Raw genomic sequence first — 21,639 nt, 5'->3', positions numbered from 1 at the left:
TGAATTGCCTTCAGAGTGGAACAGCTTTCCTGGCGCAGTCAATGGTGGGTAATGCGCCGGGTCTTGGACCGGAACCCGCCCAAAAATTGGGAGTAAAAATATGAAGAAATCTCTTCTGTCGGCAGTGGCACTGACGGCGATGGTCGCCTTCAGCGGCAACGCCTGGGCCGACATTCTCATTGGCGTCGGCGGTCCTCTGACTGGCCCGAACGCTGCGTTCGGCGCTCAGCTTCAGAAGGGTGCCGAGCAGGCAGCCGCTGATATCAACGCCGCAGGCGGCATCAACGGCGAGCAGATCAAGCTCGAACTCGGTGACGACGTCTCCGACCCGAAGCAGGGCATCTCCGTCGCCAACAAGTTCGTCGCTGACGGCGTGAAGTTCGTGATCGGCCACTTCAACTCGGGCGTTTCGATCCCGGCGTCTGAAGTCTATGCTGAAAACGGCATCCTCGAAATCACCCCGGCTGCAACGAACCCGGTGTTCACGGAGCGCGGCCTGTGGAACACATTCCGTACCTGCGGCCGTGACGACCAGCAGGGCGCAATTGCCGGTAAATACCTTGCCGATCATTTCAAGGACGCCAAGATCGCTGTCGTTCACGACAAGACGCCTTACGGTCAGGGTCTTGCCGACGAGACCAAGAAGTCTCTGAACGCTGCTGGCGTCACCGAAGCCATGTATGAAGGCATCAATGTCGGCGACAAGGACTTCTCCGCCCTCATCGCAAAGATGAAGGAAGCCGGCGTCTCGATCATCTATTGGGGTGGTCTGCACACCGAAGCCGGTCTCATCATCCGTCAGGCTGCCGACCAGGGCCTGAAGGCAACGCTCGTTTCGGGCGACGGTATCGTCTCGAACGAACTTGCTTCCATCGCTGGCGACGCAGTTGCCGGTACGCTGAACACCTTCGGCCCGGATCCGACGCTCAACCCGGCCAACAAGGAACTCGTTGAGAAGTTCAAGGCTGCCGGCTTCAACCCGGAAGCTTACACTCTCTACGCCTACGCGGCCATGCAGGCGATCACCGGTGCTGCCAAGGCGGCCGGTTCGACCGATGCGGAAGCCGTCGCAACCGCGATGAAGGAAAAGGGTCCGTTCCCGACCGTTCTCGGCGACATCTCCTTCGACGAAAAGGGTGACCCGAAGATTCCGGGCTACATCATGTACGAATGGAAGAAGGGTCCGGACGGCAAGTACAGCTACTTCCCGCAGACTATGTAAGCTTCGCTTGCACGGTCCAGTACCGTTTACGGAAGCCCGGTCTCGACCGGGCTTCTTTCTTTTTGGACAGGCGTTTCAATTCTTGCGGTCATCCTCTAGTTCTTTGAGGCGTAGAATTTTGAGACGGAAGCACCAATGTCCCCACCGCGCATCCTCGTCACCCGCCGCTGGCCCGCCGCGGCAGAAGCTGCCCTTGCCGAACGTTTCGACGTAACCTTCAACGAGAAGGATATTCCGCTTGGTCTCGATCAAATGCGGCAGGCGATGGCAGCCTATGATGCGGTCCTTCCCACCGTTTCCGACAAGCTGCCTGCCAGCGTTTTCGAAGGTGATATCCGCACGAAAATTCTCGGCAATTTCGGCGTCGGCTACAATCACATCGATATCGCCGCCGCCAAGGCGAAAGGCATCTTGGTCACCAATACGCCCGGCGTGCTCACCGACTGCACCGCAGACATCGCCATGCTGCTCCTGCTCACCGTTGCCCGCCGGGGCGGGGAGGGCGAGCGCCAGCTTCGCGGCGGCGCGTGGAAGGGCTGGTGCCCGACGCACATGATCGGCACAAAGGTGGCCGGCAAGACGGTCGGGATCATCGGATTCGGCCGCATCGGCAGGGCCTTTGCGCAGCGCTGCCATTCCGGCTTCGGGATGGACGTCGTCTTCTACAATCGCTCGAAGATCGATGCCGCGGAGGCTGCGCGCTATGGGGCTCGCCAGCTGGCGACGATGGAGGAGGTGCTGGCCGCTTCCGATTTCGTTTCGCTCCATTGCCCCGGCGGTGCGGAGAACCGGCATCTGATGAATGCAGCGCGCTTTGCGGCGATGAAGCCGAGCGCGTTTCTGATCAATACGGCGCGCGGCGACGTGGTCGACGAGGCGGCATTGATCAGCGCCCTTCAGAGCGGCAGCATCCGCGGCGCGGGGCTCGACGTCTACGAAGCGGAGCCGCAGGTGCCGGAAAAGCTGAAGTCGATGGAGAATGTCGTCCTGCTGCCGCATCTCGGCAGCGCGACGGAGGAGACCCGAACGGCAATGGGCATGAAGGTAGTGGAAAACATCACCGCCTTTTTCGACGGGCGTGAGCCGCCCGATCGCGTCGTTTGATTTCGTTCCTTTTGGCGCAGGATAACCTATCGCGAGAGCTGACGATCGGGCTCGCTTGTTGCAATCTTCCTGCCATGACCGCTCAAGCCGAACAGGACACGTGCCGGGCCAGGCACGAAGTCGACACAGACGGCGAACAGCACCGAAAGCAGGATAGTGGCGGCCGTGACGATCGAATAGCTCGCGGCGACCGTCATATCGAGCGGTAGGACATAGTACAGCGCGGCTACCGTTACGGTTTGATGCACGATGTACAGCGGGAATACCAGCCGGTTCATCGCAGACAGCTTTTCGCTGGGCTGATTGAAGTGACGAGCCGCAAATCCGACGAGCGTCAGGATCATGCTCCAGGCCAGCAAGAAGATCCCTGCCTTGAATAGCGGCGTATTTTGCGCGTAGCTGCCGATCGCCTGGTCCTCCGGCACCATCCAGGCGTAGCGATAGAGCAGCCCGCTTGTCACCAGGGCGATCGCAGCACTGACGAAGCGCCGGCCGATGATCGTTTCGATTAGCGCGCTGTGATGGCGGGCCATGAGAAAGCCCAGTCCGAACCAGCTTGCCCAAACGGCAAACCACGCGCCGTCATTGTAGAGGGCATTCGTTTGCTTCGGAAAGAAAGGCGAAAGCGCCAGGTTGAGTGCGAGCGGCAGCAGGAAAAAGAGGTAGATGAAGCCGGTTTTCGAAGTGCGTTCGAACCAGGCTGCGATCTTGTTTCCGGGCTGTACCAGGTATCCGAAGATGGGATAGCAGATCACTGACATGACCAGCAGATAGGCGACGAACCACATATGCGCCCACGTGAAGTTGCCCTTGGGGTAGCGACCTTCGGTGAAGTAGCGGGTCGTCCAGAATTCGAGAAGTGAACCCTGATAGCCGTTCTCGTACATTCGTTCGTACCACACCTGCGGCACAACGATCACTGCCATGGCAAAGAGGAGGGGTACCAGCAGACGAAACGTGCGCTTGCGCAGGAAGGACAGGCTGCCTGCCGAGCCGAAGGTAAAGGCCGCTCCCATGCCCGAGACGAAAAATAATAGCGCAAGCCGCCAAGCGCGCGGGAAGTCCATGACCAAAGAAAGCGTGGCGCTTGTCTTGTCGCTGTGGATCAGCCAGTTGATGTCGGGCAGGAAGGACGCCGACGAATGGTAGACGAGCAGAATGGCGAAGGCGAAGATCCTCAACCGATCCACATAGTAAAGTCTGCTTTTCATGCCCGCCGCCTGCCGCTCGATCGCCTATGGTGCCTTTTGCATACGCGCAAAGGATTTAAGGATCGCTGCCTAAGCTTGGTAAAAATATTTCTCCTACCGGAAGGCGCAGATCCCCATCCACTGATGAAATGCGTGCCAATCAGGCACTGCCGGCCGGCAGGTTCAGTTCGAAAAGCAGTTCGTTGTCCTTCTCGCCAATCAGTTCCCAGCCAGCTTGACGATAGAGCTTCTCGGCTCTTGTTCCCGGGTCTGTTGTCAGCCAGATGCGATCATGGCCTGCATCCTTCAGGACCGAACAGGCGCTGGCAAGAAGGGCCGTTCCGATACCGCGCTTTGCGTAAGCATCATCGACAAACAGCGCCCAGATGTTGCCGTTGCGCGGGTCGCCGGCGGAAAAACCTTGGACCTCGCCATCCTGTTCCCAGACGAATATTCCCGGGTTTGCAATAAACCAGCGCAGATCGTCGAGTGTAATCTTGCCGGGATCGGATAGCCTGTTTTCACGAACGCTGTTTCGGATTTCCACGATGCGTGCGATATCCTGTTCTTTCGCCTTCCGGATCAATATCTCCAGCCTTTGCCGTGTCGGGATCTCGATAAGCTGCCCAGACGCTCATATCTCATGCAGCACATGCGCCGCCTTGACCGCAGCCGAGGCCCGGTTTTCGACGCCAAGCTTCACGTAGATCTGCTCCAGGTGCTTGTTCACCGTGCGTGCCGACAGTCCCAAAATTTCACCGATATCGCGGTTCGCCTTGCCCTTGGCGATCCAGAGCAGCACCTCGGATTCGCGCTGGGTCAGGGAGAAATGCTGGCGAAGCACGGCGTCGTCGCTGCGTTGATTGGCGGCGGTCAGGCGGAAGAGATATTCGTCGGGTCCGATGGTGCCGAGGAAACCGAGTTGAAGCGTTGCCTGGCCCGCGTTCGCGATGGAGATGACGGCATCGCGCCCGGCTGCAGCGCGCATTTTCATCCACTCGGCAATATGATTGGTGACGATATCCATGCCGTCGTCACTGCCCGTCGCTGCATTGACGAGGCGGGTTGCCTGCGGCGTCGACCAGTGAACGGCACCGTCGCCTTTGACGGCAAGCAGGTGACGTCCAGCAGCGTCCAGGGCCACGCGGGCGCTTTGCGCCGAACGCGCGTTGCGTAGATGCACCCGAATGCGGGCGCGAAGCTCATCGATATTGATCGGCTTGGTCAGATAGTCGACCCCGCCAGATTCGAGCGCGTGGACGACGTGTTCGGTTTCGGTGAGGCCGGTCATGAAGATCACCGGCACCTGACTGACGGCCGCATTGGCCTTCAGCTTGCGGCAGGTCTCGAAGCCATCCATCGAAGGCATGACCGCATCGAGCAGGATCAGATCCGGCGTGATGCGCTCGACGATGTTCAAAGCTGCAGAGCCCGAGGTTGCAATCAGCACGGAAAAACCGGACTGCTCCAACGCATCGGTCAAGAAGCCCAGCGCCTCGGGGGAGTCGTCGACCAGCAGAACGATATCGCGGGGGAGGGCCGGTTCAGCCAATGGTTTCTACCTTTTCGTCGAAGCCGTGCAGGAAAGTCATGAAGCCGGCGAGATCGAAGGCGGCGACATAGGTGCGGAGTTCATCCGTAAATGGCTGATTTGCCTCCACCTTGGCAAGGTCTGCGAGCTTGGCTTCGATGCCGCGGATATAGCCGATCTCGCCGAGGCGGAGCAATTCCTCGATATGCGCGCAACCGGGGCTTTTCATCGGCGGTTGAGCCACGGGAACGGTTGCCTGGGCGGCGTCGGCATAGATCCACTTCAGGCCAAGATGCAGCGCCAGCTTGTCGCGTAGCTGCTTGATATCGACCGGCTTGCCGATTGCATCGCTGTGACTGCCGTCGCTGTCGGCGGCGGCTGCCGCGTCTCCGATATTGGCGGAGAGCATGACGATCGGGGAGGTCTGGCCGCTTTCGCGCAGGCGCGATACGAGTTGCCAGCCGTTCATGCCGGGCATCGAAATATCGACGAGGAAGAGGTCCGGCTGGATGCCTTCGATCAGGGTGAGGCAGTCGGGGCCGTTGCCCGCCGTCAGCATGACGAAATCGAGCGGCACCAGGATTTCCCGCATCATCTCGCGATGATCTTCGTTGTCGTCGACGACGACGATCGTCCGACGCGGGCCGTCATAGCTGACGATCTTCTTTTCCTGGGGCGGCGCGATCATTTCGCGCATCACGGCAAATAGCATCAGGCGAACGCGGAAGGTCGAACCCTTGTCCTTCTCGCTGACGACAGCGATTTCGCCGCCGAGCGTGTTGGTGAGGAGTTGCGTGATCGTCAGGCCCAATCCAAGCCCCGGCATGGGGCGGATGCTATCGGCCTCACCCCGCTGGAACGGTTCGTAGATGCGGCTCAGGTCCTTTTCGGCAATGCCGCGACCGGTGTCGGAAACGGTGAAGGTCGCGACCTGGCTGCGATAGCCGACATCGAAGGTCACGCTCCCCTCGTCGGTAAACTTGATGGCGTTCGAAAGCAGATTGACGAGGATTTGGCGCAAGCGTTTCTCGTCGGTGCGGACGAACTGCGGCAGAGACTGAGAGCGGTCATGCGTGAAAGCAAGACCCTTCGCCTGCGCCTGCGGGCGGAACATGTCGACGATCTGGTCGAGGAAATCGTGGATGTTGATCTCATTCGAATAGACCTGCAGGCGGCCCGCCTCGATCTTGGAAATGTCCAGCAAACCGTCGATCAGGCCGGAAAGATGCTCGGCGCTGCGGCGGATGACCTTGATGGATGACTGGCGCGGCGCAGGAATGGTCTCGTCGCGCTCCAGAATCTGGGCATAGCCGAGCACGGCGTTGAGCGGCGTGCGCAACTCATGGCTCAAGCCCACGACATAGCGGCTTTTCGCCCGGTTCGCGGCTTCTGCCGCCTCCTTGGCATTCTGAAGCGCTGCGTCGGTCTTTTTATGCGCGGCGATTTCCCTCAGCAGCAGAGTATTTTGACGCGAAGATTCCTCTTCGGCGACGACGCGGCTGTCATGCGCCAGCACGTAGAACCAGCAGACGACGCCGGCGATGACGGAGAAGACGAAGAAGACGATCAGGATCGTGCCGTTGACGACCTCCGCCGTTTCCGGAGAGGCCGAGGCGACCTGATGGGCAATCATCGCAAGGATTACGCCGACCGCTGTCAGGGCCAGAACCACGGCGATGCCGTAACGTCCGAGGCGGGTCGACAATTTCTCGATCACCGTCTCCGGCAGCAAGGTCTTGGCGACAGTGCCTACCTGCGTGTTGAACCGCGCCTTCGGCTTGCACATGTCGTGGCAGCGGCTGTCGAGCGAGCAGCAGAGCGAGCAAATCGGCGCTGCATAGGCCGGGCACCAGGCCATGTCCTCCGGCTCGAACGGATGTTCGCAGACGGAGCAGGTGATGTTCGTCAGGTTCTTCCAGCTGTGACGCGGTTTGCGCGCCAGATAGAACTTGCCCTTCGTCGCCCAGGCGATTAGCGGCGAGGCTGTAAGCGCGATCACCAGCGTGATGTAAGGTGCAAGCGAAGCGGCGATTGCGCCGAAGGCGCCGAAATGCGCAATCAGCGCAATCGTCGCCGAAAGACCCATGGCGCCGAGGCCGACCGGGTTGATGTCGTAGAGATGTGCGCGCTTGAACTCGATGCCGGGCGGCGCAAGGCCGAGCGGCTTGTTGATGAAGAGATCGGCCGAAATCGTGCAGAGCCAGGCCATGGCGATGATCGAGAATATCCCGAGCGTTTCCTCAAGCAGCCGGTAGATGCCGAGTTCCATGAGAAGCAGGGCGATCGCCACGTTGAAGATCAGCCAGATGACGCGGCCGGGGTGGCTGTGGGTCAGGCGCGAGAAAAAGTTCGACCATGCGAGCGAGCCGGCATAGGCGTTCATCACGTTGATCTTCAACTGGGAAACGACGACGAAGGCCGCCATCAGCAGCAATGCCCCGTTGTGCCAGGGGATCATGTAGCCGAAAGCGGTCAGGTACATCTGCGCCGGATCGGCGGCGCGGTCGACGGCCACGCCGGCACTTAACGTCAGCACGACGAGAAAGGAGCCGGCAAGCAGCTTTGGTGCGCCGATGATCACCCAGCCGGGGCCGGCCAGAAAGACGGCGAGCCGATGACGCAATTTGCGATGCCCGTCCGGCGGCAGGAAGCGGAGAAAGTCCGCCTGTTCGCCGATCTGGGACATGAGGGCAAGGATCACGGCCGAAGCGGCGCCGAACTCCATCAGGTTGAAATCCGCGATTGTACCTGGCGGGCCCGAAGCGTGACGAATGCCGGCGAAGGCGCGCCAGAGATCGAATTTTTCCCAATCCAGGATCGCGATGAAGATGAAGGGAAGGATATTGAGCACGATCCAGAAGGGCTGGGTGACGAGCTGGAACCTGCTGATCAGCTTGACACCGTAGGTCACCAGCGGGATCACCATGACGGCGCTGACGATGTAGCCGATCCAAAGTGGGATGCCGAGCGTCAGTTCCAGCGCGCCGGACATGATCGAAGCTTCGATCGCAAAGAGCATGAAGGTGAAGCTGGCATAGATCAGCGAGGTGATCGTCGAGCCGATATAGCCGAAGCTTGCGCCGCGCGTCAGAAGATCGATGTCAACGCCGTGCCTGATTGCATAGCGGCTGATCGGCAGGCCGATGGCGAGCATGGCGATCGAGGCGACGACGATCGCGAAGAAGGCGTTGGTCGTGCCATAGGAGAGGGTGATGGCACCGCCGATCGCTTCGAGCGCGAGAAAGGAAATCGCACCGATCGCCGTCTGCGAGATGCGCTGCGAGGAAAATTGTCGGGCGCTCTTGGCGGTGAAGCGCAGCGCATAGTCTTCCAGCGTCTGGTTCGCGACCCAGCGATTATATTCGCGTCTCACCGGAATGATGCGTTGGCGCGCTGCCATGCCTATTTTCTAGCGCTCTCGATAAAGTGATCATTGAATAGGCAGCTTTGGCAGGAATGACGGAAAACGCAAGAGGTGCAGTCTCGCAAGTTCACAGAACAGCCATATTTTTGAAACGCGTCTGTCACAGCCAAATCCTACCACTCCGGCATTCCTTCCTAAAAATTCGGAAATCCACTATGTCTGTGTTGCGCCATCGCCGGTTGACCACCGCGCTCCTCGTTCTCATCACCGTCGTGCCGTCGCTTGCGAGTGCCCAGTCGGCGCCGGCCTATGTCGATGCCGGCGTCACCAACAAGCGCGGCGATGCCTGCCTTTCGACGGCTAACAGCAATGCCGCCATCGAGCTTCTCTCCGGCTTTTTGAAGATCTGGACGCCGCGCACGCCGTTCGTCGATGCGGGTGTCGAGGCACCGGCCAAGGACAATTGCCCGGCCGTTGCCAAGTCCGATTGGGACGGCATTCCCTTCAGCCCGACCGACGGCCATATCGCCAACCAGGCGGTTCACCACGCAAATATCGCCTATGTGGTCAAGGTGACCCGTGCGCGCACCGCGCAGCAGGCCATCGCCGCCTATCTCGACGACCGGCGCGGCAAGAATGCCAGCATTGTCGATGGTCTCGGGCCGCTGACGGATGCCTGGAAGGCCGGGTCAAAGCAGACGACGACGATCACCGAGGTTGCCGCCGACGCGACGACAGTGAAGTACGACGACAAGGGCAACAATCGCGGACTCGGCAGCAAAGCGGACGAGAAGACCAAGATGGCGGCGAATCCGGATCTGGGCCTTGCGGTAGATCTCATCAACGCGGCGAGCGACGACGGCTCAACTGAGCCTACCAAACGCTATTTCAAATATGCGCGTCCCTACCGCTGGACCCAGGACGTGGTGGTCCTCCCGATGCTGGAGCCGGCCAAGAGCGGCAAGCCGGCCGAAGACGGCGGTTTCCCCAGCGGGCATGCGGCGGAAGCCTGGCGCGATGCACTCGCCATGGCCTATCTCGTGCCGCAACGCTTTCAGGAAATGCTGACGCGCGCCAGCGAAATGGGCGAGAGCCGCATCCTTGCCGGCATGCACTCGCCGCTCGACGTCATGGGCGGCCGCATGCTGGCCACCGCGACGGTTGTCTACAACCTCAACAAGCCGGAGAACGCCGCACTGAAGCGTGATGCTTACCGCCAGGCGCAGTCCTGGCTCGCCGCCAAGAGCGGCGCGACGGGCGAGGCCGGTCTTGACGCCTTGGCGCATGCGGCGCCGCTTGCCAACGACCGCTTCGCAGACAGCAGCGCGAACAGCGCCTATGTGCTTGAACGCCTGTCCTACGGTTTCGCGCCGATCGACGCAACCGACCAGCCGCCGCGCGTGCCGAAAGGCGCCGAAGTGCTTCTCGAAACGCGTCTGCCCTATCTCGATGCCGAGCAGCGCCGCGATGTGCTGAAGACAACCGAGATCGCTTCGGGCTATCCGCTGCTCGACGACGCGGAAGGCTACGGCCGCCTCAACTTTTTTGCCGCCGCCGACGGCTACGGCACCTTTGCGGATGACGTGACGGTGACGATGGACGCAGCCAAAGGCGGCTTCAACGAGCTGGATACTTGGAAGAACGCCATCGGTGGCAAGGGCCGGCTCGTCAAGCGCGGCAGCGGCATCCTCGGGCTTTCCGGCGCCAACAGCTATGCAGGCGGCACGGTGTTGGAGGAGGGGGCTTTGGCGGCCCTGTCGCCGACAGCCTTCGGCAACGGCGATCTGGCGGTCGATGGCGGTTCGCTCATTCTGGCTGCCGAAAGGCCCGTGACCATCGGCGGCGACTACCGCCAGCGCACCAACGCCGCGATGAAGCCGACGCTCGGAGAAGACGGCAAGGGCGGGCTCATCGTCAAGGGCAAGGCGGCGCTTTCCGGCGAGCTTCGCGTGACGCTTGCCGATGGCTATGCGCCGGCGCCGGGAACGAAGATCGAGTTCTTAAAGGCGGGTTCCGTCACCGGGACCTTCGGGAACGTCACCGTCGAGGGCCATAAGGCAAGCGTTGCCTACGGCCCGACCGGGGTGACGCTGACCATCGAGGGTAACAGCTAGGCTAAACATCGGGCCATTCGGTTTTTAACCTGCGCCTCAACGGCTGCATGGCAGCGGTGACGCTGAAGACCTTCCCCTTACGGGGAGGGTCCAAATCTCCGCCGCGTCTCGCGCCGACCTGCCCATTTCGCCCCCACCTCTACGTCATATTGCGTATACGGTTTTGCGCTGCAGCCCCCGATAGTTCTTTAAGCAACAGTTAATCTCCGTTTCCGGCCTGTTGCGGAACAAGAAGAGGGGAGTTCAACCAGATGAATCTCAAGTCCTATGTAACGGGCGCCGCGCTTGGCGTCGTCATGGCGGCGTCAGCCGCCTTCCACGGAGCCGCTGCCGCCGACGACACGATCAAGGTCGGCGTTCTGCATTCGCTCTCCGGTACCATGGCCATTTCCGAAACGACGCTGAAAGACGCCATGCTGATGCTCATCGATGAGCAGAACAAGAAGGGCGGCCTTCTCGGCAAGAAGCTCGAAGCGGTTGTCGTCGATCCAGCCTCCGATTGGCCGCTGTTTGCCGAAAAGGCACGCGAGTTGATTGAAAAGGACAAGGTTGCGGCCGTCTTCGGTTGCTGGACCTCGTCTTCGCGCAAATCGGTCCTGCCGGTTTTCGAAGAGCTGAACTCGTTGCTCTTTTACCCGGTTCAGTATGAAGGCGAAGAGTCTTCGCGCAATATCTTCTACACGGGCGCTGCTCCGAACCAGCAGGCGATCCCGGCCGTCGACTACCTGATGGAAAAGGAAGGCGTAAAGCGCTTCGTGCTTGAAGGCACCGACTACGTCTATCCGCGCACCACCAACAAGATCCTGGAAGCCTACCTCGTATCCAAGGGCATTCCGAAGGAAGACATCATCGTCAACTACACGCCGTTCGGCTTCTCCGACTGGCAGACGGAAGTCTCCAAGATCAAGGAATTCGGCTCGTCCGGCAAGAAGACTGCCGTCGTCTCCACCATCAACGGCGACGCCAACGTTCCCTTCTACAAGGAACTCGGCAACCAGGGCATCAAGGCAACCGACATCCCGGTTGTCGCCTTCTCGGTCGGCGAGGAAGAGCTTGCCGGTCTCGACACCAAGCCGCTCGTCGGTCACCTCGCAGCCTGGAACTACTTCGAGTCGGTCGAAAGCCCGGCCAACAAGAAGTTCATCAAGGAATGGCACGCCTTCACCAAGAACGACAAGCGCGTGACCAACGACCCGATGGAAGCCGCCTATATCGGCTTCAATGCCTGGGTTAAGGCTGTTCAGGCTGCCGGAACGACCGATACCGACAAGGTTCTCGACAGCATCATCGGCACCACGGTTCCGAACCTCTCCGGCGGCTATGCCACCGTCATGCCGAACCACCACATCACCAAGCCGGTGCTGATCGGCGAAATCCAGGCTGACGGCCAGTTCGAAATCGTCCAGGAAACGTCAGCCGTCGTCGGCGACGAATGGTCCGACTTCCTGCCGGACTCCAAGGACCTGATCTCCGATTGGCGCAAGCCCATGAACTGCGGCAACTTCAACGTTGCAACGGGCAAGTGCGGCGGCAAGGGCTCCTGAGTACGAACCCGATCCGTTGACTGCCTGAAGCCTTCCGTCCGGATCCCTTGTCCGGGCGGAAGCTCCGTCCCGAGCGATTGCTGCCCACAAGGCCAACGACAAGCCAGGCGAGAGAGCCCCATGTTTCGCGCCATCAAGATTTTCCTTTTGACGATCTGCCTTGCCCTGCCGGCGTTCGCCACGGCGCTCGAGGCGCAGGACGATATCCACGCCCTTGTCGATGCACTCGGCGCCGGCGGGTTTTCGGAGCGCGAGGCTGCCATCAAGGCTCTTGTGGCTTCAGGAGATCCGCATGTCGGCCAGATCCTGCAGCAGCTGGGTGACGGCCAGCTTTACGTGAATTCCGAAGAGGGCGGCCCCGTTCTCCTGCAGGGTGGCTCCGACGACGAGCCGACCTATTCCGACCCGATCACCCGCGAGGCTGTCGCCGATATCGATCCGGACTACATGTCCAAGGTCAAGATCAACAATTCCCTGCGCGGCGTGATCGCCAGCGCCATGAGCACGCTGACGCTGCTGAGCCCGGACCGTTCCGCACGGCTTTCCGCCGCTCAAGGGCTGCTGAAGGATTCCGACCCTTCCAATCTCGAGCTTCTGAACTCGGCGCTCGCCGATGAAAAGGATGCCGAAATCAAGAACACGATGGAAGCGGCCCGCGCCGTCATGATGCTCAAGAGCGATGTCAGCGCCGAAGACAAGAAGGCGGCGATCGATACAATCGCGGCGCGCGGCGACCGCAATGCGCTCACCATCCTGACCACCGCGATGGAGACTGCACCCGACGACCTGAAGGCCGGCATCGAGGCCAATATCGCCGGTATCAAGCGCAATCTGGCGCTCTGGGATATCGTGCAGAACGTCTGGTACGGCCTGTCGCTCGGCTCGGTGCTGCTGCTCGCGGCAATCGGGCTTGCCATCACCTTCGGTGTCATGGGCGTCATCAACATGGCGCATGGCGAAATGGTGATGATCGGCGCTTACACTACCTACGTCGTGCAGGAACATGTCGCATCGAACTTTCCCGAGCTCGCAACCTATTCGCTGGTGATTGCGATTCCGGCGGCCTTCCTATTCACCGGCTTCGTCGGCCTCGTCATAGAGCGCATGGTCATCCGCTATCTCTACGGCCGCCCGCTCGAAACGCTGCTGGCGACATGGGGCGTGTCCCTCATCCTGCAGCAGGCGGTTCGCACGATCTTCGGCCCGACCAATCGCGAAGTGCGCAATCCAAGCTGGATGTCCGGCGCCTTCGAACTCGGCGGGCTGTCGATCACCTGGAACCGCATGTGGATCATCGTCTTTTCAATGATCGTCTTCGTGACTTTACTGCTGCTCCTGAAGCGCTCTGCCTTCGGCCTGCAAATGCGCGCGGTCACGCAGAACCGCCGAATGGCGTCGTCCATGGGCATCCGCACCGGCTGGGTCGATGCCTTCACCTTCGCGCTCGGCTCCGGCATCGCCGGCATGGCGGGTGTGGCGCTTTCGCAGATCGACAACGTCTCGCCGAACCTTGGACAGAGCTACATCATCGACAGCTTCATGGTCGTGGTCTTCGGCGGCGTCGGCAATCTTTGGGGCACGCTGGTGGGTGCGTTGTCGCTCGGCGTCGTCAACAAGTTCCTGGAGCCCTTCGCCGGCGCAGTGCTCGGCAAGATCCTCGTGCTCGTCCTCATCATCCTCTTCATACAGAAGCGTCCGCGCGGGCTCTTCGCACTCAAAGGAAGGGCGGTGGAAGCATGATTACGGCCTTCCTTCTCCGGTCTCTCGATCGCAAGATTTCCATTGCCATCGCCGTTTTGCTCATGGTCGCCGTGCTGGTGCCGGTTCTGAACCTCATGACAGGTCCGGCGAACCCGTTGCATATCCCGACCTACATCATGGCGCTGTTCGGCAAATACCTGACCTATGCGCTGCTGGCCCTGGCCCTCGATCTCGTCTGGGGCTTCTGCGGCATCCTTTCGCTCGGTCACGGCGCCTTCTTCGCGCTCGGCGGTTACGCGATGGGCATGTATCTGATGCGCCAGATCGGGTCGCGCGGCGTCTATGGCGACCCGATCCTGCCCGACTTCATGGTGTTCCTGAACTGGAAAGAACTGCCCTGGTTCTGGTACGGCTTCGACCAGTTCTGGTTTGCAGCGCTGATGGTGCTGCTGGTGCCTGGGCTGCTCGCCTTCGTCTTCGGCTGGTTCGCCTTCCGGAGCAGGGTCAACGGCGTCTATCTCTCGATCATCACCCAGGCGATGACCTATGCGCTGCTGCTTGCCTTCTTCCGCAACGACATGGGCTTCGGCGGCAATAACGGCATGACCGACTTCAAGGACATCCTCGGCTTCAACGTGCAGGCCGACGCAACGCGCGCAGCACTCTTCGCCGCGACCGCAAGCCTCCTGGCGCTGTCGCTGCTGATTGCTTCGGCCATCGTGCGTTCTAAGTTCGGCAAGGTGCTGGTCGGTGTGCGCGATGCGGAAAGCAGAACGCGCTTCCTCGGCTACCGCGTCGAACACTTCAAGCTCTTCACCTTTGTCGTCTCGGCGATGATGGCGGGTATTGCGGGTGCGCTCTACGTGCCGCAGGTCGGCATTATCAATCCCGGAGAATTCGCACCGGCAAACTCCATCGAGGTCGTCATCTGGACGGCCGTCGGCGGCCGCTCGACGCTGATTGGTCCGATCATCGGGGCGATTCTGGTCAATGGCGGCAAAACCATCTTCACCGGCCTTTTTCCTGAGTTCTGGCTCTTTGCGCTCGGCGGTCTCTTCGTTGCCGTCACGCTGTTCCTGCCGAAAGGTATCGTCGGCACGATCGCCCTATACCTCGGCAAGAAGAAGCCGAGGACGGAAACCGCGCCGCCTGCTTTTCAGGAAGAAGGCGTCGATGCAAAAATCCAGGCAGCGGAGTGAGCGGCTATGATCCCGGATATCAAACCCAACAGCGTGCTCTACCTCAACAACGTCTCGGTTTCCTTCGACGGCTTCAAAGCGCTGAACTCGCTTTCGATCGTCATCGAGCCTGGCGAGCTTCGCGCCATCATCGGCCCCAACGGCGCCGGCAAGACGACGATGATGGACATCATCACCGGCAAGACGCGGCCGGATGAGGGCGAGGTTTATTTCAACGGCGAGATCGACCTCACCAAGAAAGATGAAGCCGATATCGCCCAGCTCGGCATAGGCCGCAAATTCCAGAAGCCGACAGTCTTCGAAAGCCATACGGTCTGGGACAATCTGGAACTCGCGCTGAATCGCAAGCGCGGCGTTTTTCCGACGCTCTTTTATCGCCTCTCGTCCGACGACAAGGCGCGCATCGAGGAAATCCTCGAGACCGTGCGGCTGACGCATCGTAGCGACGAGCTGGCAGCCAGTCTGTCTCACGGGCAGAAGCAATGGCTGGAGATTGGCATGCTGCTCGCACAGGAGCCGAAGCTGTTGCTGGTCGACGAGCCGGTTGCCGGTATGACGGATGCCGAAACCGTGGAGACGGCGATCCTGCTCCGGGAAATCGCTAAGACTCGCTCGGTCGTCGTCGTCGAGCACGACATGGGCTTCATCCGCGACCTCGGCGTCAAGGTGACTTGCCTGGCGGAAGGCTCCGTGCTTGCCGAAGGGTCGATCGATTTCGTGAGTTCCGATGCGAAGGTGATCGAGAATTATTTGGGGCGGTGAGGGATGATTGATCTGTTTGTCGTTGGCAGAGCGCTGACCCTTCCCCAACCCCTTCCCACAAGGGGGAGGGGTCTAACCGGGTCGTTCCCTCATTGCCATGATTACCCGCTTTTGCATGGGTTGATGGAAAGCAAGACGGTCGCTCCCAGTCAGCCACTGCCCCTTGTGGGAAGGGGTTGGGGAGGGGCCTTTGAACCCGCAACGCGCCAGGAGGCGGTCTCATGCTGACAGTCGAAAACGCAAACCTGCACTATGGCGCCGCACAAGCGTTGCGCGGCATCTCGATCAAGGCGGAGATGGGTAAGATCACTTGCGTGCTGGGGCGGAACGGCGTGGGGAAGAGTTCTCTTCTCCGCGCCGTCACCGGCCAGCATCTGCTGTCGGCCGGAACCGTGAGCTTCAATGACGTGGCGTTGAACGGCCTGCCGCCTTATGCGCGCGCCAAGCAGGGGATCGGCTATGTGCCGCAAGGGCGCGAGATTTTCCCGCTGCTCACCGTCAAGGAAAACCTCGAAACCGGCTTTGCTCCGCTTGGCCGCCGCGACCGCAACATCCCCGACGATATCTTCAGCCTCTTCCCGGTGCTGAAGTCGATGTTGTCCCGTCGCGGCGGCGATCTTTCCGGCGGGCAGCAGCAGCAACTGGCGATCGGTCGGGCCATGGTGACGCGGCCGAAGATCCTTGTACTGGACGAGCCGACGGAAGGCATCCAGCCGTCGATCATCAAGGATATCGGCCGGGCAATCCGCTATCTGCGCGACTCGACCGGCATGGCGATCCTGCTCGTGGAGCAGTATCTCGACTTCTGCCGTGAGCTTGCCGACTATGTCTACATCATGGACCGCGGCGAGATCGTCCACGAGGGTTTGGCGGAAACGCTCGATACGCCCGAGGCCAGGCGCCACCTGACCGTCTGAGCGGCATATGCCGCTTTCCAAGGCAGCTTCCATGTTCTGGGCAACCGTGTCTGCCGCCGTTCCTTCAAGATCGGCAGGCGGCATAAAAATTGCTTGCTTTCAATTATTTGCGGCATTGAATGAGAACGGCCGGGCAAACGGTAAAGGCACCAGGGGATGGAATGACGATCGCGGCGGCAATCACCAGGCCACAAAGGGCACAGGGGGGCGGGCACCTGGCCGCGAAGCTGCTGGACGGGCGGGCGCGCATCCACGAACTCTATCAGGAAGGTGCCGCCAAAATACGCCTCCCGGAGACTTTCGATGCTTCCATGGAGGCGGTCATCATCAATACGGCGGGCGGGTTGACCGGTGGCGACCAGATGAACTGGAGCGTCGTTGCAGGTCCAACCACGCGTATCGATGTGACGACACAGGCCTGCGAGAAGATCTACAAGGCATCCGCTGGAACGGCCGAAGTCACGACAACGATCGAGGCCGGCGCGAATGCACGGGTCGACTGGCTGCCGCAGGAGACGATCCTGTTCGATCGCGCCTCGCTATTCCGCCGCCTCGACGTCGATCTCGACGAGACGGCGGAGTTCCTGGCCGTCGAGGCGATCCTGCTCGGCCGCAAGGCGATGGGCGAGAAGATGGAGACCGGCCTTTTCCGTGATCGCTGGCGGATTCGCCGCGCTGGCAAGCTGATCCATGCCGAGGAGTTGCGGCTTGATGGCGCCATCGGCGCGCTGACTGCTCGCCAGCCCGTCCTCAGCGGACAGGTGGCTTTTGCAACGTTGCTCTATGCCGGGCCGCTTGCGGAAGCCTATCTCGCGAGCGTGCGCCCGCTGCTCGGCGGACATGCGGCAGGCGCCAGCGCTTGGAACGGCAAGCTCGTCGTGCGCGCTGCAGCCGCTGACGGCTTTGCCCTCAGAAAAATCCTGATTCCGGTTATTTCCGCCTTGCGCAACGGTGCGCCTGTGCCGAAAGTCTGGAATCTCTAGTTTCAAAGCAGATGGATGGACGATGAACCTCACTCCGAGAGAAAAAGACAAGCTGCTGATCTCCATGGCGGCGATGGTGGCGAGGCGCCGGCTGGAACGCGGCGTGAAGCTCAATCATCCCGAAGCGATCGCGCTGATCACCGACTTTGTCGTGGAAGGCGCGCGTGACGGCCGCCCGGTCGCCGAACTGATGGAAGCGGGCGCTCATGTCATCGGCCGGCATCAGGTGATGGAGGGCGTCGCCGAGATGATCCATGATGTGCAGGTGGAAGCGACCTTCCCGGACGGCACCAAGCTCGTCACCGTCCACGAACCGATCCGCTGAGGAGGTCGCAATGCTCGAACTTCGTCCGAACTGCGAATGCTGCGACAGGGATCTGCCGCCGGAAAGCCGCGAGGCGATGATCTGCACCTTCGAGTGCACTTTCTGCGCCGATTGTGCAAGCGATGTGCTCCGGGGGCAATGCCCCAATTGCGGCGGTGAGTTCACTTGCCGCCCGGTGCGTCCGGCCGCCATGCTCGCCAAATATCCGGCATCGACGAAACGTATCTTGAAGGCCGAGGGCTGCGTGCCCGTGAAGGCGGCGTGAGGAAAATTAAGATGATCCCAGGCGAAATCATTACCGCAAGCGGCGACATCGAATTAAACGCCGGTGCACCGACCGTCACCATTGAAGTCTCGAACACTGGCGACCGCCCGGTGCAGGTCGGCAGCCACTACCATTTTGCCGAAACAAATGCCGGCCTCTCCTTCGATCGCGACAAGGTGCAGGGCATGCGCCTCGACATCCCGGCGGGCACGGCCGTGCGTTTCGAGCCGGGTCAAACGCGTTCCGTGACGCTGATCCCGCTCTCCGGCAAGCGTGAGGTCTATGGCTTCCGCCAGCTCGTGATGGGCAAGCTCTGAGAAGAAAAACCGGGAGGAAATCGATGCGGTTGAATTTGTACCTGACCGGTGCTGCGGCGGGAATGATCGTGGCTGGTGCCGCGCAGGCCCAGGAGCCGGATTGCAAGAACCCGAAGACGCAGGCCGACATGACTTTCTGCGAGCAGTCCCGATACGAGGCGGCCGACACGGCGCTCAACGAGCAGTGGAAGAAGACGCGCGCAGCGCTCGCGGCGACCGACAAGGATCTGGACGAGAAGGATCGCGGAGCCGAAAAAGCGCTGCTAACCGCGCAGCGCGCCTGGATTTCCTATCGGGACGCCCAGTGCGAGGCTTACGGCTTCCAGGCGCGTGGCGGCACGATGGAGCCTATGCTGGTCGCAGGTTGCCGTGCCGACCTGAGCGATGAACGCACCAAGCAGCTCAAAGAGCTTTCCGACGCGGTGGGACTGAGGTGAGCGGCAAGATCATGATCGTCGGCAATGGGGAAATCAGCGAGGAGGGAGCAGCGGCAATCGCGGCTGCGGACTTCGTCATCCGTTTCAACGAATGCCGCTCCTATGCCGCAAGCCCCGGCCGCACCGACGTCGTAGCCGTCTGCAACACCGGGCGCCCGGCCAAGGCGATGTTGGGTTCGGATACGTGGCGGACGCACCCGGCCGTCATGGAGGCCTCGGAAATCTGGAGCGTCCGCGATCCCGAAAAATTCACCGTCTTGCGTGCGCCGCTCGCCGTTTCGCATCCGGAGCTCGACGACTTCTGTGACGATTATACGAGTCACTTCAACGTCTTCTGTAAGGACGCTGGCAAGGAACATATAGTCGTTGAGAAAGTGATTCATGAAGCAGTCGATGACGCCCTGGCTACCTTTGATCCCGCGCCTTATGTCGTTCCGAGCAGCGGCATGATTGCGATTGCCGCGACCTTCCGCAGGTTTCCGGAGGTCGAGATCGGCCTTGCCGGCTTCAGTCATTCCGGCTGGCAGTGGCATCCTTTCGCCGCCGAAAGGCAGCTTGTCGACAGCTACATCGCCAATGGCCGGCTGACGCGCCATCCTGCCGATACGTCTCTTTCTTCCTCCCAAGGAGCCTGACATATGCCCCACAAGATTTCCCGCGCCGCCTATGCCAGCATGTTCGGCCCGACCGTTGGCGACAAGGTACGCCTCGCCGATACCGAGCTCTTCATCGAGGTCGAAAAAGATTTCACGACCTATGGCGAAGAGGTGAAGTTCGGCGGCGGCAAGGTGATCCGCGACGGCATGGGGCAGAGCCAGGTGACGCGCGCCAACGGTGCGGTCGATACCGTCATCACCAATGCGGTGATCGTCGATCATACCGGCATCGTGAAGGCCGATATCGGCCTCAAGGACGGACGGATCGTCGCGATCGGCAAGGCCGGCAACCCGGACACGCAGCCGGGCGTCAATATCATCGTCGGACCAGGCACCGAGGCGATCGCGGGCGAAGGCAAGATCGTGACGGCCGGCGGGATGGACAGCCACATCCACTTCATCTGCCCGCAGCAGATCGAAGAAGCGCTGATGAGCGGTCTCACCTGCATGCTCGGCGGCGGCACCGGCCCAGCGCATGGCACATTGGCGACGACCTGCACGCCCGGCCCGTGGCACCTCGCCCGGATGATCGAGGCGGCCGACGCCTTCCCGATGAACCTTGCCTTCGCCGGCAAGGGCAATGCATCGCTGCCCGGCGCGCTCGAGGAAATGGTGCTTGCGGGCGCCACCTCGCTGAAGCTGCACGAAGACTGGGGCACGACGCCCGGCGCGATCGACTGCTGCCTGACGGTTGCCGACCAATACGACGTGCAGGTGATGATCCATACCGACACGCTAAACGAAAGCGGCTTTGTCGAAGACACGATCGGCGCCATCAAGGGCCGCACGATCCATGCCTTTCACACGGAAGGGGCAGGCGGCGGCCACGCGCCGGACATCATCAAGATCTGCGGCCAATCGAACGTCATCCCGTCTTCCACCAATCCTACGCGGCCCTACACGGTCAATACGATCGCCGAACATCTCGACATGCTGATGGTCTGCCATCACCTGTCGCCGTCGATCCCGGAAGACATCGCCTTTGCCGAAAGCCGCATCCGCAAGGAAACGATCGCAGCAGAAGACATCCTGCACGATATCGGCGCCTTCTCGATCATCTCGTCGGACAGCCAGGCCATGGGCCGTGTTGGCGAGGTGGCAATCCGCACGTGGCAGACGGCCGACAAGATGAAGCGCCAGCGAGGCCGTTTGAAGGAAGAAAAGGGCGACAATGACAATTTCCGTGTCCGGCGTTACATCGCCAAATACACGATCAATCCGGCGATTGCGCATGGCCTTTCCCATGAGATCGGCTCGATTGAAGTCGGCAAGCGCGCCGACCTCGTCATCTGGAATCCCGCCTTCTTCGGCGTGAAGCCGGACATGGTGCTGCTCGGCGGCTCGATTGCCGCTGCACCTATGGGCGATCCGAACGCCTCCATCCCGACGCCGCAGCCGGTGCATTATCGGCCGATGTTTGCCTCCTACGGCAAGAGCCTCACCAATTCCTCCGTCACCTTCGTTTCCCAGGCGTCGCTCGATGCCGGGCTGAAGGGAAGGCTGGGTGTCGCCAAGGACCTCGTTGCGGTCAAGAACACCCGCGGCGGCATCTCCAAGGCATCGATGATCCACAACAGCCTGACGCCGCATATCGAGGTGGATCCGGAAACCTACGAGGTGCGCGCCGACGGCGAACTGCTCACCTGCGAACCGGCAACCGTGCTGCCGATGGCGCAGCGCTACTTCCTCTTTTAGGGCACCAGGAGCGCCGGCTTCTCAGCCGGCGCTCTTAAAGCGCCATATCAAAATTGCTCATCATACGGTTGTATAAAGCGATGAAAATTTGTCGCGAGCAACGGTCGCTTCCGTTTGAGATGCCGGAATCCTTTCGATTTATAATAACCTTTTATTTTCAATTGCTTGGATTTATATTGGAGGCTATCGATTTTGCTTGCTGCGGCGTCCATTCGGCGCGACAAACCAATACAACATTAAATCGTATAAACTCGTTCCAATTTTAACGAACCGCTTAAGAAGCCGGCAGGAGTTGAGCTCTAATCAGATATCT

At 60.8% G+C, this 21,639-nt stretch carries 19 protein-coding genes; 15 read left to right on the top strand and 4 right to left on the bottom strand.

Translation table 11 applies throughout. The features are described from left to right. Nucleotides 1-100: 100 nt before the first annotated feature. Nucleotides 101-1,222, top strand: a complete 1,122-nt coding sequence (locus QA644_RS13680; protein ID WP_074069284.1) for a branched-chain amino acid ABC transporter substrate-binding protein — start codon at nucleotides 101-103, stop codon at nucleotides 1,220-1,222. A 135-nt stretch (nucleotides 1,223-1,357) separates the two neighbouring features. After that, the gene (locus QA644_RS13675; RefSeq protein WP_283068980.1) at nucleotides 1,358-2,326 is read left to right on the top strand and encodes a D-glycerate dehydrogenase; all 969 of its coding nucleotides are present in this window, start codon (nucleotides 1,358-1,360) and stop codon (nucleotides 2,324-2,326) included. 26 nt (nucleotides 2,327-2,352) lie between these two features. On the opposite strand, the gene QA644_RS13670 is transcribed toward QA644_RS13675, so the two are convergent. The 4 genes from QA644_RS13670 to QA644_RS13655 all read right to left on the bottom strand — a co-directional run bounded on the left by QA644_RS13670 (nucleotide 2,353) and on the right by QA644_RS13655 (nucleotide 8,447). Further along, nucleotides 2,353-3,537 (bottom strand): acyltransferase, encoded by a 1,185-nt coding sequence (locus QA644_RS13670; protein WP_283068978.1) that lies wholly within the window; start codon nucleotides 3,535-3,537, stop codon nucleotides 2,353-2,355. A 139-nt stretch (nucleotides 3,538-3,676) separates the two neighbouring features. After that, complete coding sequence (locus tag QA644_RS13665) at nucleotides 3,677-4,063, bottom strand: GNAT family N-acetyltransferase (protein ID WP_283068976.1); 387 nt, start codon at nucleotides 4,061-4,063, stop codon at nucleotides 3,677-3,679. A gap of 87 nt (nucleotides 4,064-4,150) precedes the next feature. Beyond that, nucleotides 4,151-5,068 (bottom strand): response regulator transcription factor, encoded by a 918-nt coding sequence (locus tag QA644_RS13660; protein WP_283068974.1) that lies wholly within the window; start codon nucleotides 5,066-5,068, stop codon nucleotides 4,151-4,153. Next, nucleotides 5,061-8,447 carry an ATP-binding protein gene (locus QA644_RS13655; RefSeq protein WP_194727795.1) on the bottom strand — a complete coding sequence of 1,129 codons (3,387 nt, stop codon included), beginning with the start codon at nucleotides 8,445-8,447 and terminating at the stop codon, nucleotides 5,061-5,063. The genes QA644_RS13660 and QA644_RS13655 overlap by 8 nt, the downstream gene beginning before the upstream one ends. 179 nt (nucleotides 8,448-8,626) lie before the next feature. Here QA644_RS13655 and QA644_RS13650 point away from each other — a divergent pair, with 179 nt between their 5' ends. The 13 genes from QA644_RS13650 to ureC all read left to right on the top strand — a co-directional run bounded on the left by QA644_RS13650 (nucleotide 8,627) and on the right by ureC (nucleotide 21,326). After that, nucleotides 8,627-10,525, top strand: coding sequence for a phosphatase PAP2 family protein (locus QA644_RS13650; protein WP_283068973.1), 1,899 nt, complete (start codon nucleotides 8,627-8,629; stop codon nucleotides 10,523-10,525). A 251-nt stretch (nucleotides 10,526-10,776) separates the two neighbouring features. After that, nucleotides 10,777-12,069: an urea ABC transporter substrate-binding protein gene (gene urtA, locus QA644_RS13645; RefSeq protein ID WP_074069277.1), complete on the top strand. Its 1,293-nt coding sequence runs from the start codon at nucleotides 10,777-10,779 to the stop codon at nucleotides 12,067-12,069. Nucleotides 12,070-12,189: 120 nt separating this feature from the next. Further along, nucleotides 12,190-13,809 (top strand): urea ABC transporter permease subunit UrtB, encoded by a 1,620-nt coding sequence (gene urtB, locus QA644_RS13640; protein WP_283068970.1) that lies wholly within the window; start codon nucleotides 12,190-12,192, stop codon nucleotides 13,807-13,809. Next, nucleotides 13,806-14,969, top strand: coding sequence for an urea ABC transporter permease subunit UrtC (urtC, locus tag QA644_RS13635; RefSeq protein WP_283068968.1), 1,164 nt, complete (start codon nucleotides 13,806-13,808; stop codon nucleotides 14,967-14,969). The genes urtB and urtC overlap by 4 nt, the downstream gene beginning before the upstream one ends. Nucleotides 14,970-14,975: 6 nt before the next feature. Further along, on the top strand, nucleotides 14,976-15,731 hold the full coding sequence (gene urtD / locus QA644_RS13630; protein WP_194727791.1) for an urea ABC transporter ATP-binding protein UrtD: 756 nt from the start codon (nucleotides 14,976-14,978) through the stop codon (nucleotides 15,729-15,731). Between the two features lie 221 nt (nucleotides 15,732-15,952). Continuing rightward, on the top strand, nucleotides 15,953-16,648 hold the full coding sequence (gene urtE / locus QA644_RS13625; protein WP_039845671.1) for an urea ABC transporter ATP-binding subunit UrtE: 696 nt from the start codon (nucleotides 15,953-15,955) through the stop codon (nucleotides 16,646-16,648). A gap of 161 nt (nucleotides 16,649-16,809) precedes the next feature. Next, nucleotides 16,810-17,631, top strand: coding sequence for an urease accessory protein UreD (locus QA644_RS13620; protein WP_283068966.1), 822 nt, complete (start codon nucleotides 16,810-16,812; stop codon nucleotides 17,629-17,631). 22 nt (nucleotides 17,632-17,653) lie between these two features. Continuing rightward, a complete protein-coding gene (locus QA644_RS13615) occupies nucleotides 17,654-17,956 on the top strand; it encodes an urease subunit gamma (protein WP_024315673.1) in 303 nt (100 codons plus the stop codon). Between the two features lie 10 nt (nucleotides 17,957-17,966). Further along, the gene (locus QA644_RS13610) at nucleotides 17,967-18,221 is read left to right on the top strand and encodes a DUF1272 domain-containing protein (protein WP_283068962.1); all 255 of its coding nucleotides are present in this window, start codon (nucleotides 17,967-17,969) and stop codon (nucleotides 18,219-18,221) included. An 11-nt stretch (nucleotides 18,222-18,232) separates the two neighbouring features. Next, entirely contained in the window at nucleotides 18,233-18,538 is a 306-nt protein-coding gene (locus QA644_RS13605; protein WP_283068961.1) for an urease subunit beta, read from the top strand. A gap of 23 nt (nucleotides 18,539-18,561) precedes the next feature. Beyond that, complete coding sequence (locus QA644_RS13600) at nucleotides 18,562-18,975, top strand: lysozyme inhibitor LprI family protein (RefSeq protein WP_283068960.1); 414 nt, start codon at nucleotides 18,562-18,564, stop codon at nucleotides 18,973-18,975. An 11-nt stretch (nucleotides 18,976-18,986) separates the two neighbouring features. Continuing rightward, on the top strand, nucleotides 18,987-19,610 hold the full coding sequence (locus QA644_RS13595) for a Urease operon accessory protein (RefSeq protein WP_283072383.1): 624 nt from the start codon (nucleotides 18,987-18,989) through the stop codon (nucleotides 19,608-19,610). Nucleotides 19,611-19,613: 3 nt separating this feature from the next. Beyond that, nucleotides 19,614-21,326 (top strand): urease subunit alpha, encoded by a 1,713-nt coding sequence (gene ureC, locus QA644_RS13590; protein WP_022716980.1) that lies wholly within the window; start codon nucleotides 19,614-19,616, stop codon nucleotides 21,324-21,326. Nucleotides 21,327-21,639: the final 313 nt, after the last annotated feature.

The organism is Rhizobium sp. CC1099, assembly GCF_029714385.1.
GTDB lineage: Bacteria > Pseudomonadota > Alphaproteobacteria > Rhizobiales > Rhizobiaceae > Rhizobium.
This window is presented reverse-complemented; position numbering and strand designations above follow the sequence as displayed.

What these genes read in the sequence shown, in the direction of transcription:
- urtE (WP_039845671.1), top strand. Translation starts at nt 15,953, where the DNA reads ATGCTGACAGTCGAAAACGCAAACCTGCACTATGGCGCCGCACAAGCG.
- QA644_RS13680 (WP_074069284.1), top strand. Translation starts at nt 101, where the DNA reads ATGAAGAAATCTCTTCTGTCGGCAGTGGCACTGACGGCGATGGTCGCC.
- QA644_RS13605 (WP_283068961.1), top strand. Translation starts at nt 18,233, where the DNA reads ATGATCCCAGGCGAAATCATTACCGCAAGCGGCGACATCGAATTAAAC.
- QA644_RS13610 (WP_283068962.1), top strand. Translation starts at nt 17,967, where the DNA reads ATGCTCGAACTTCGTCCGAACTGCGAATGCTGCGACAGGGATCTGCCG.
- urtA (WP_074069277.1), top strand. Translation starts at nt 10,777, where the DNA reads ATGAATCTCAAGTCCTATGTAACGGGCGCCGCGCTTGGCGTCGTCATG.
- QA644_RS13675 (WP_283068980.1), top strand. Translation starts at nt 1,358, where the DNA reads ATGTCCCCACCGCGCATCCTCGTCACCCGCCGCTGGCCCGCCGCGGCA.
- urtD (WP_194727791.1), top strand. Translation starts at nt 14,976, where the DNA reads ATGATCCCGGATATCAAACCCAACAGCGTGCTCTACCTCAACAACGTC.
- QA644_RS13620 (WP_283068966.1), top strand. Translation starts at nt 16,810, where the DNA reads ATGACGATCGCGGCGGCAATCACCAGGCCACAAAGGGCACAGGGGGGC.
- urtB (WP_283068970.1), top strand. Translation starts at nt 12,190, where the DNA reads ATGTTTCGCGCCATCAAGATTTTCCTTTTGACGATCTGCCTTGCCCTG.
- QA644_RS13655 (WP_194727795.1), bottom strand. Translation starts at nt 8,447, where the DNA reads ATGGCAGCGCGCCAACGCATCATTCCGGTGAGACGCGAATATAATCGC.
- ureC (WP_022716980.1), top strand. Translation starts at nt 19,614, where the DNA reads ATGCCCCACAAGATTTCCCGCGCCGCCTATGCCAGCATGTTCGGCCCG.
- QA644_RS13595 (WP_283072383.1), top strand. Translation starts at nt 18,987, where the DNA reads ATGATCGTCGGCAATGGGGAAATCAGCGAGGAGGGAGCAGCGGCAATC.
- QA644_RS13650 (WP_283068973.1), top strand. Translation starts at nt 8,627, where the DNA reads ATGTCTGTGTTGCGCCATCGCCGGTTGACCACCGCGCTCCTCGTTCTC.
- QA644_RS13615 (WP_024315673.1), top strand. Translation starts at nt 17,654, where the DNA reads ATGAACCTCACTCCGAGAGAAAAAGACAAGCTGCTGATCTCCATGGCG.
- urtC (WP_283068968.1), top strand. Translation starts at nt 13,806, where the DNA reads ATGATTACGGCCTTCCTTCTCCGGTCTCTCGATCGCAAGATTTCCATT.
- QA644_RS13670 (WP_283068978.1), bottom strand. Translation starts at nt 3,537, where the DNA reads ATGAAAAGCAGACTTTACTATGTGGATCGGTTGAGGATCTTCGCCTTC.
- QA644_RS13600 (WP_283068960.1), top strand. Translation starts at nt 18,562, where the DNA reads ATGCGGTTGAATTTGTACCTGACCGGTGCTGCGGCGGGAATGATCGTG.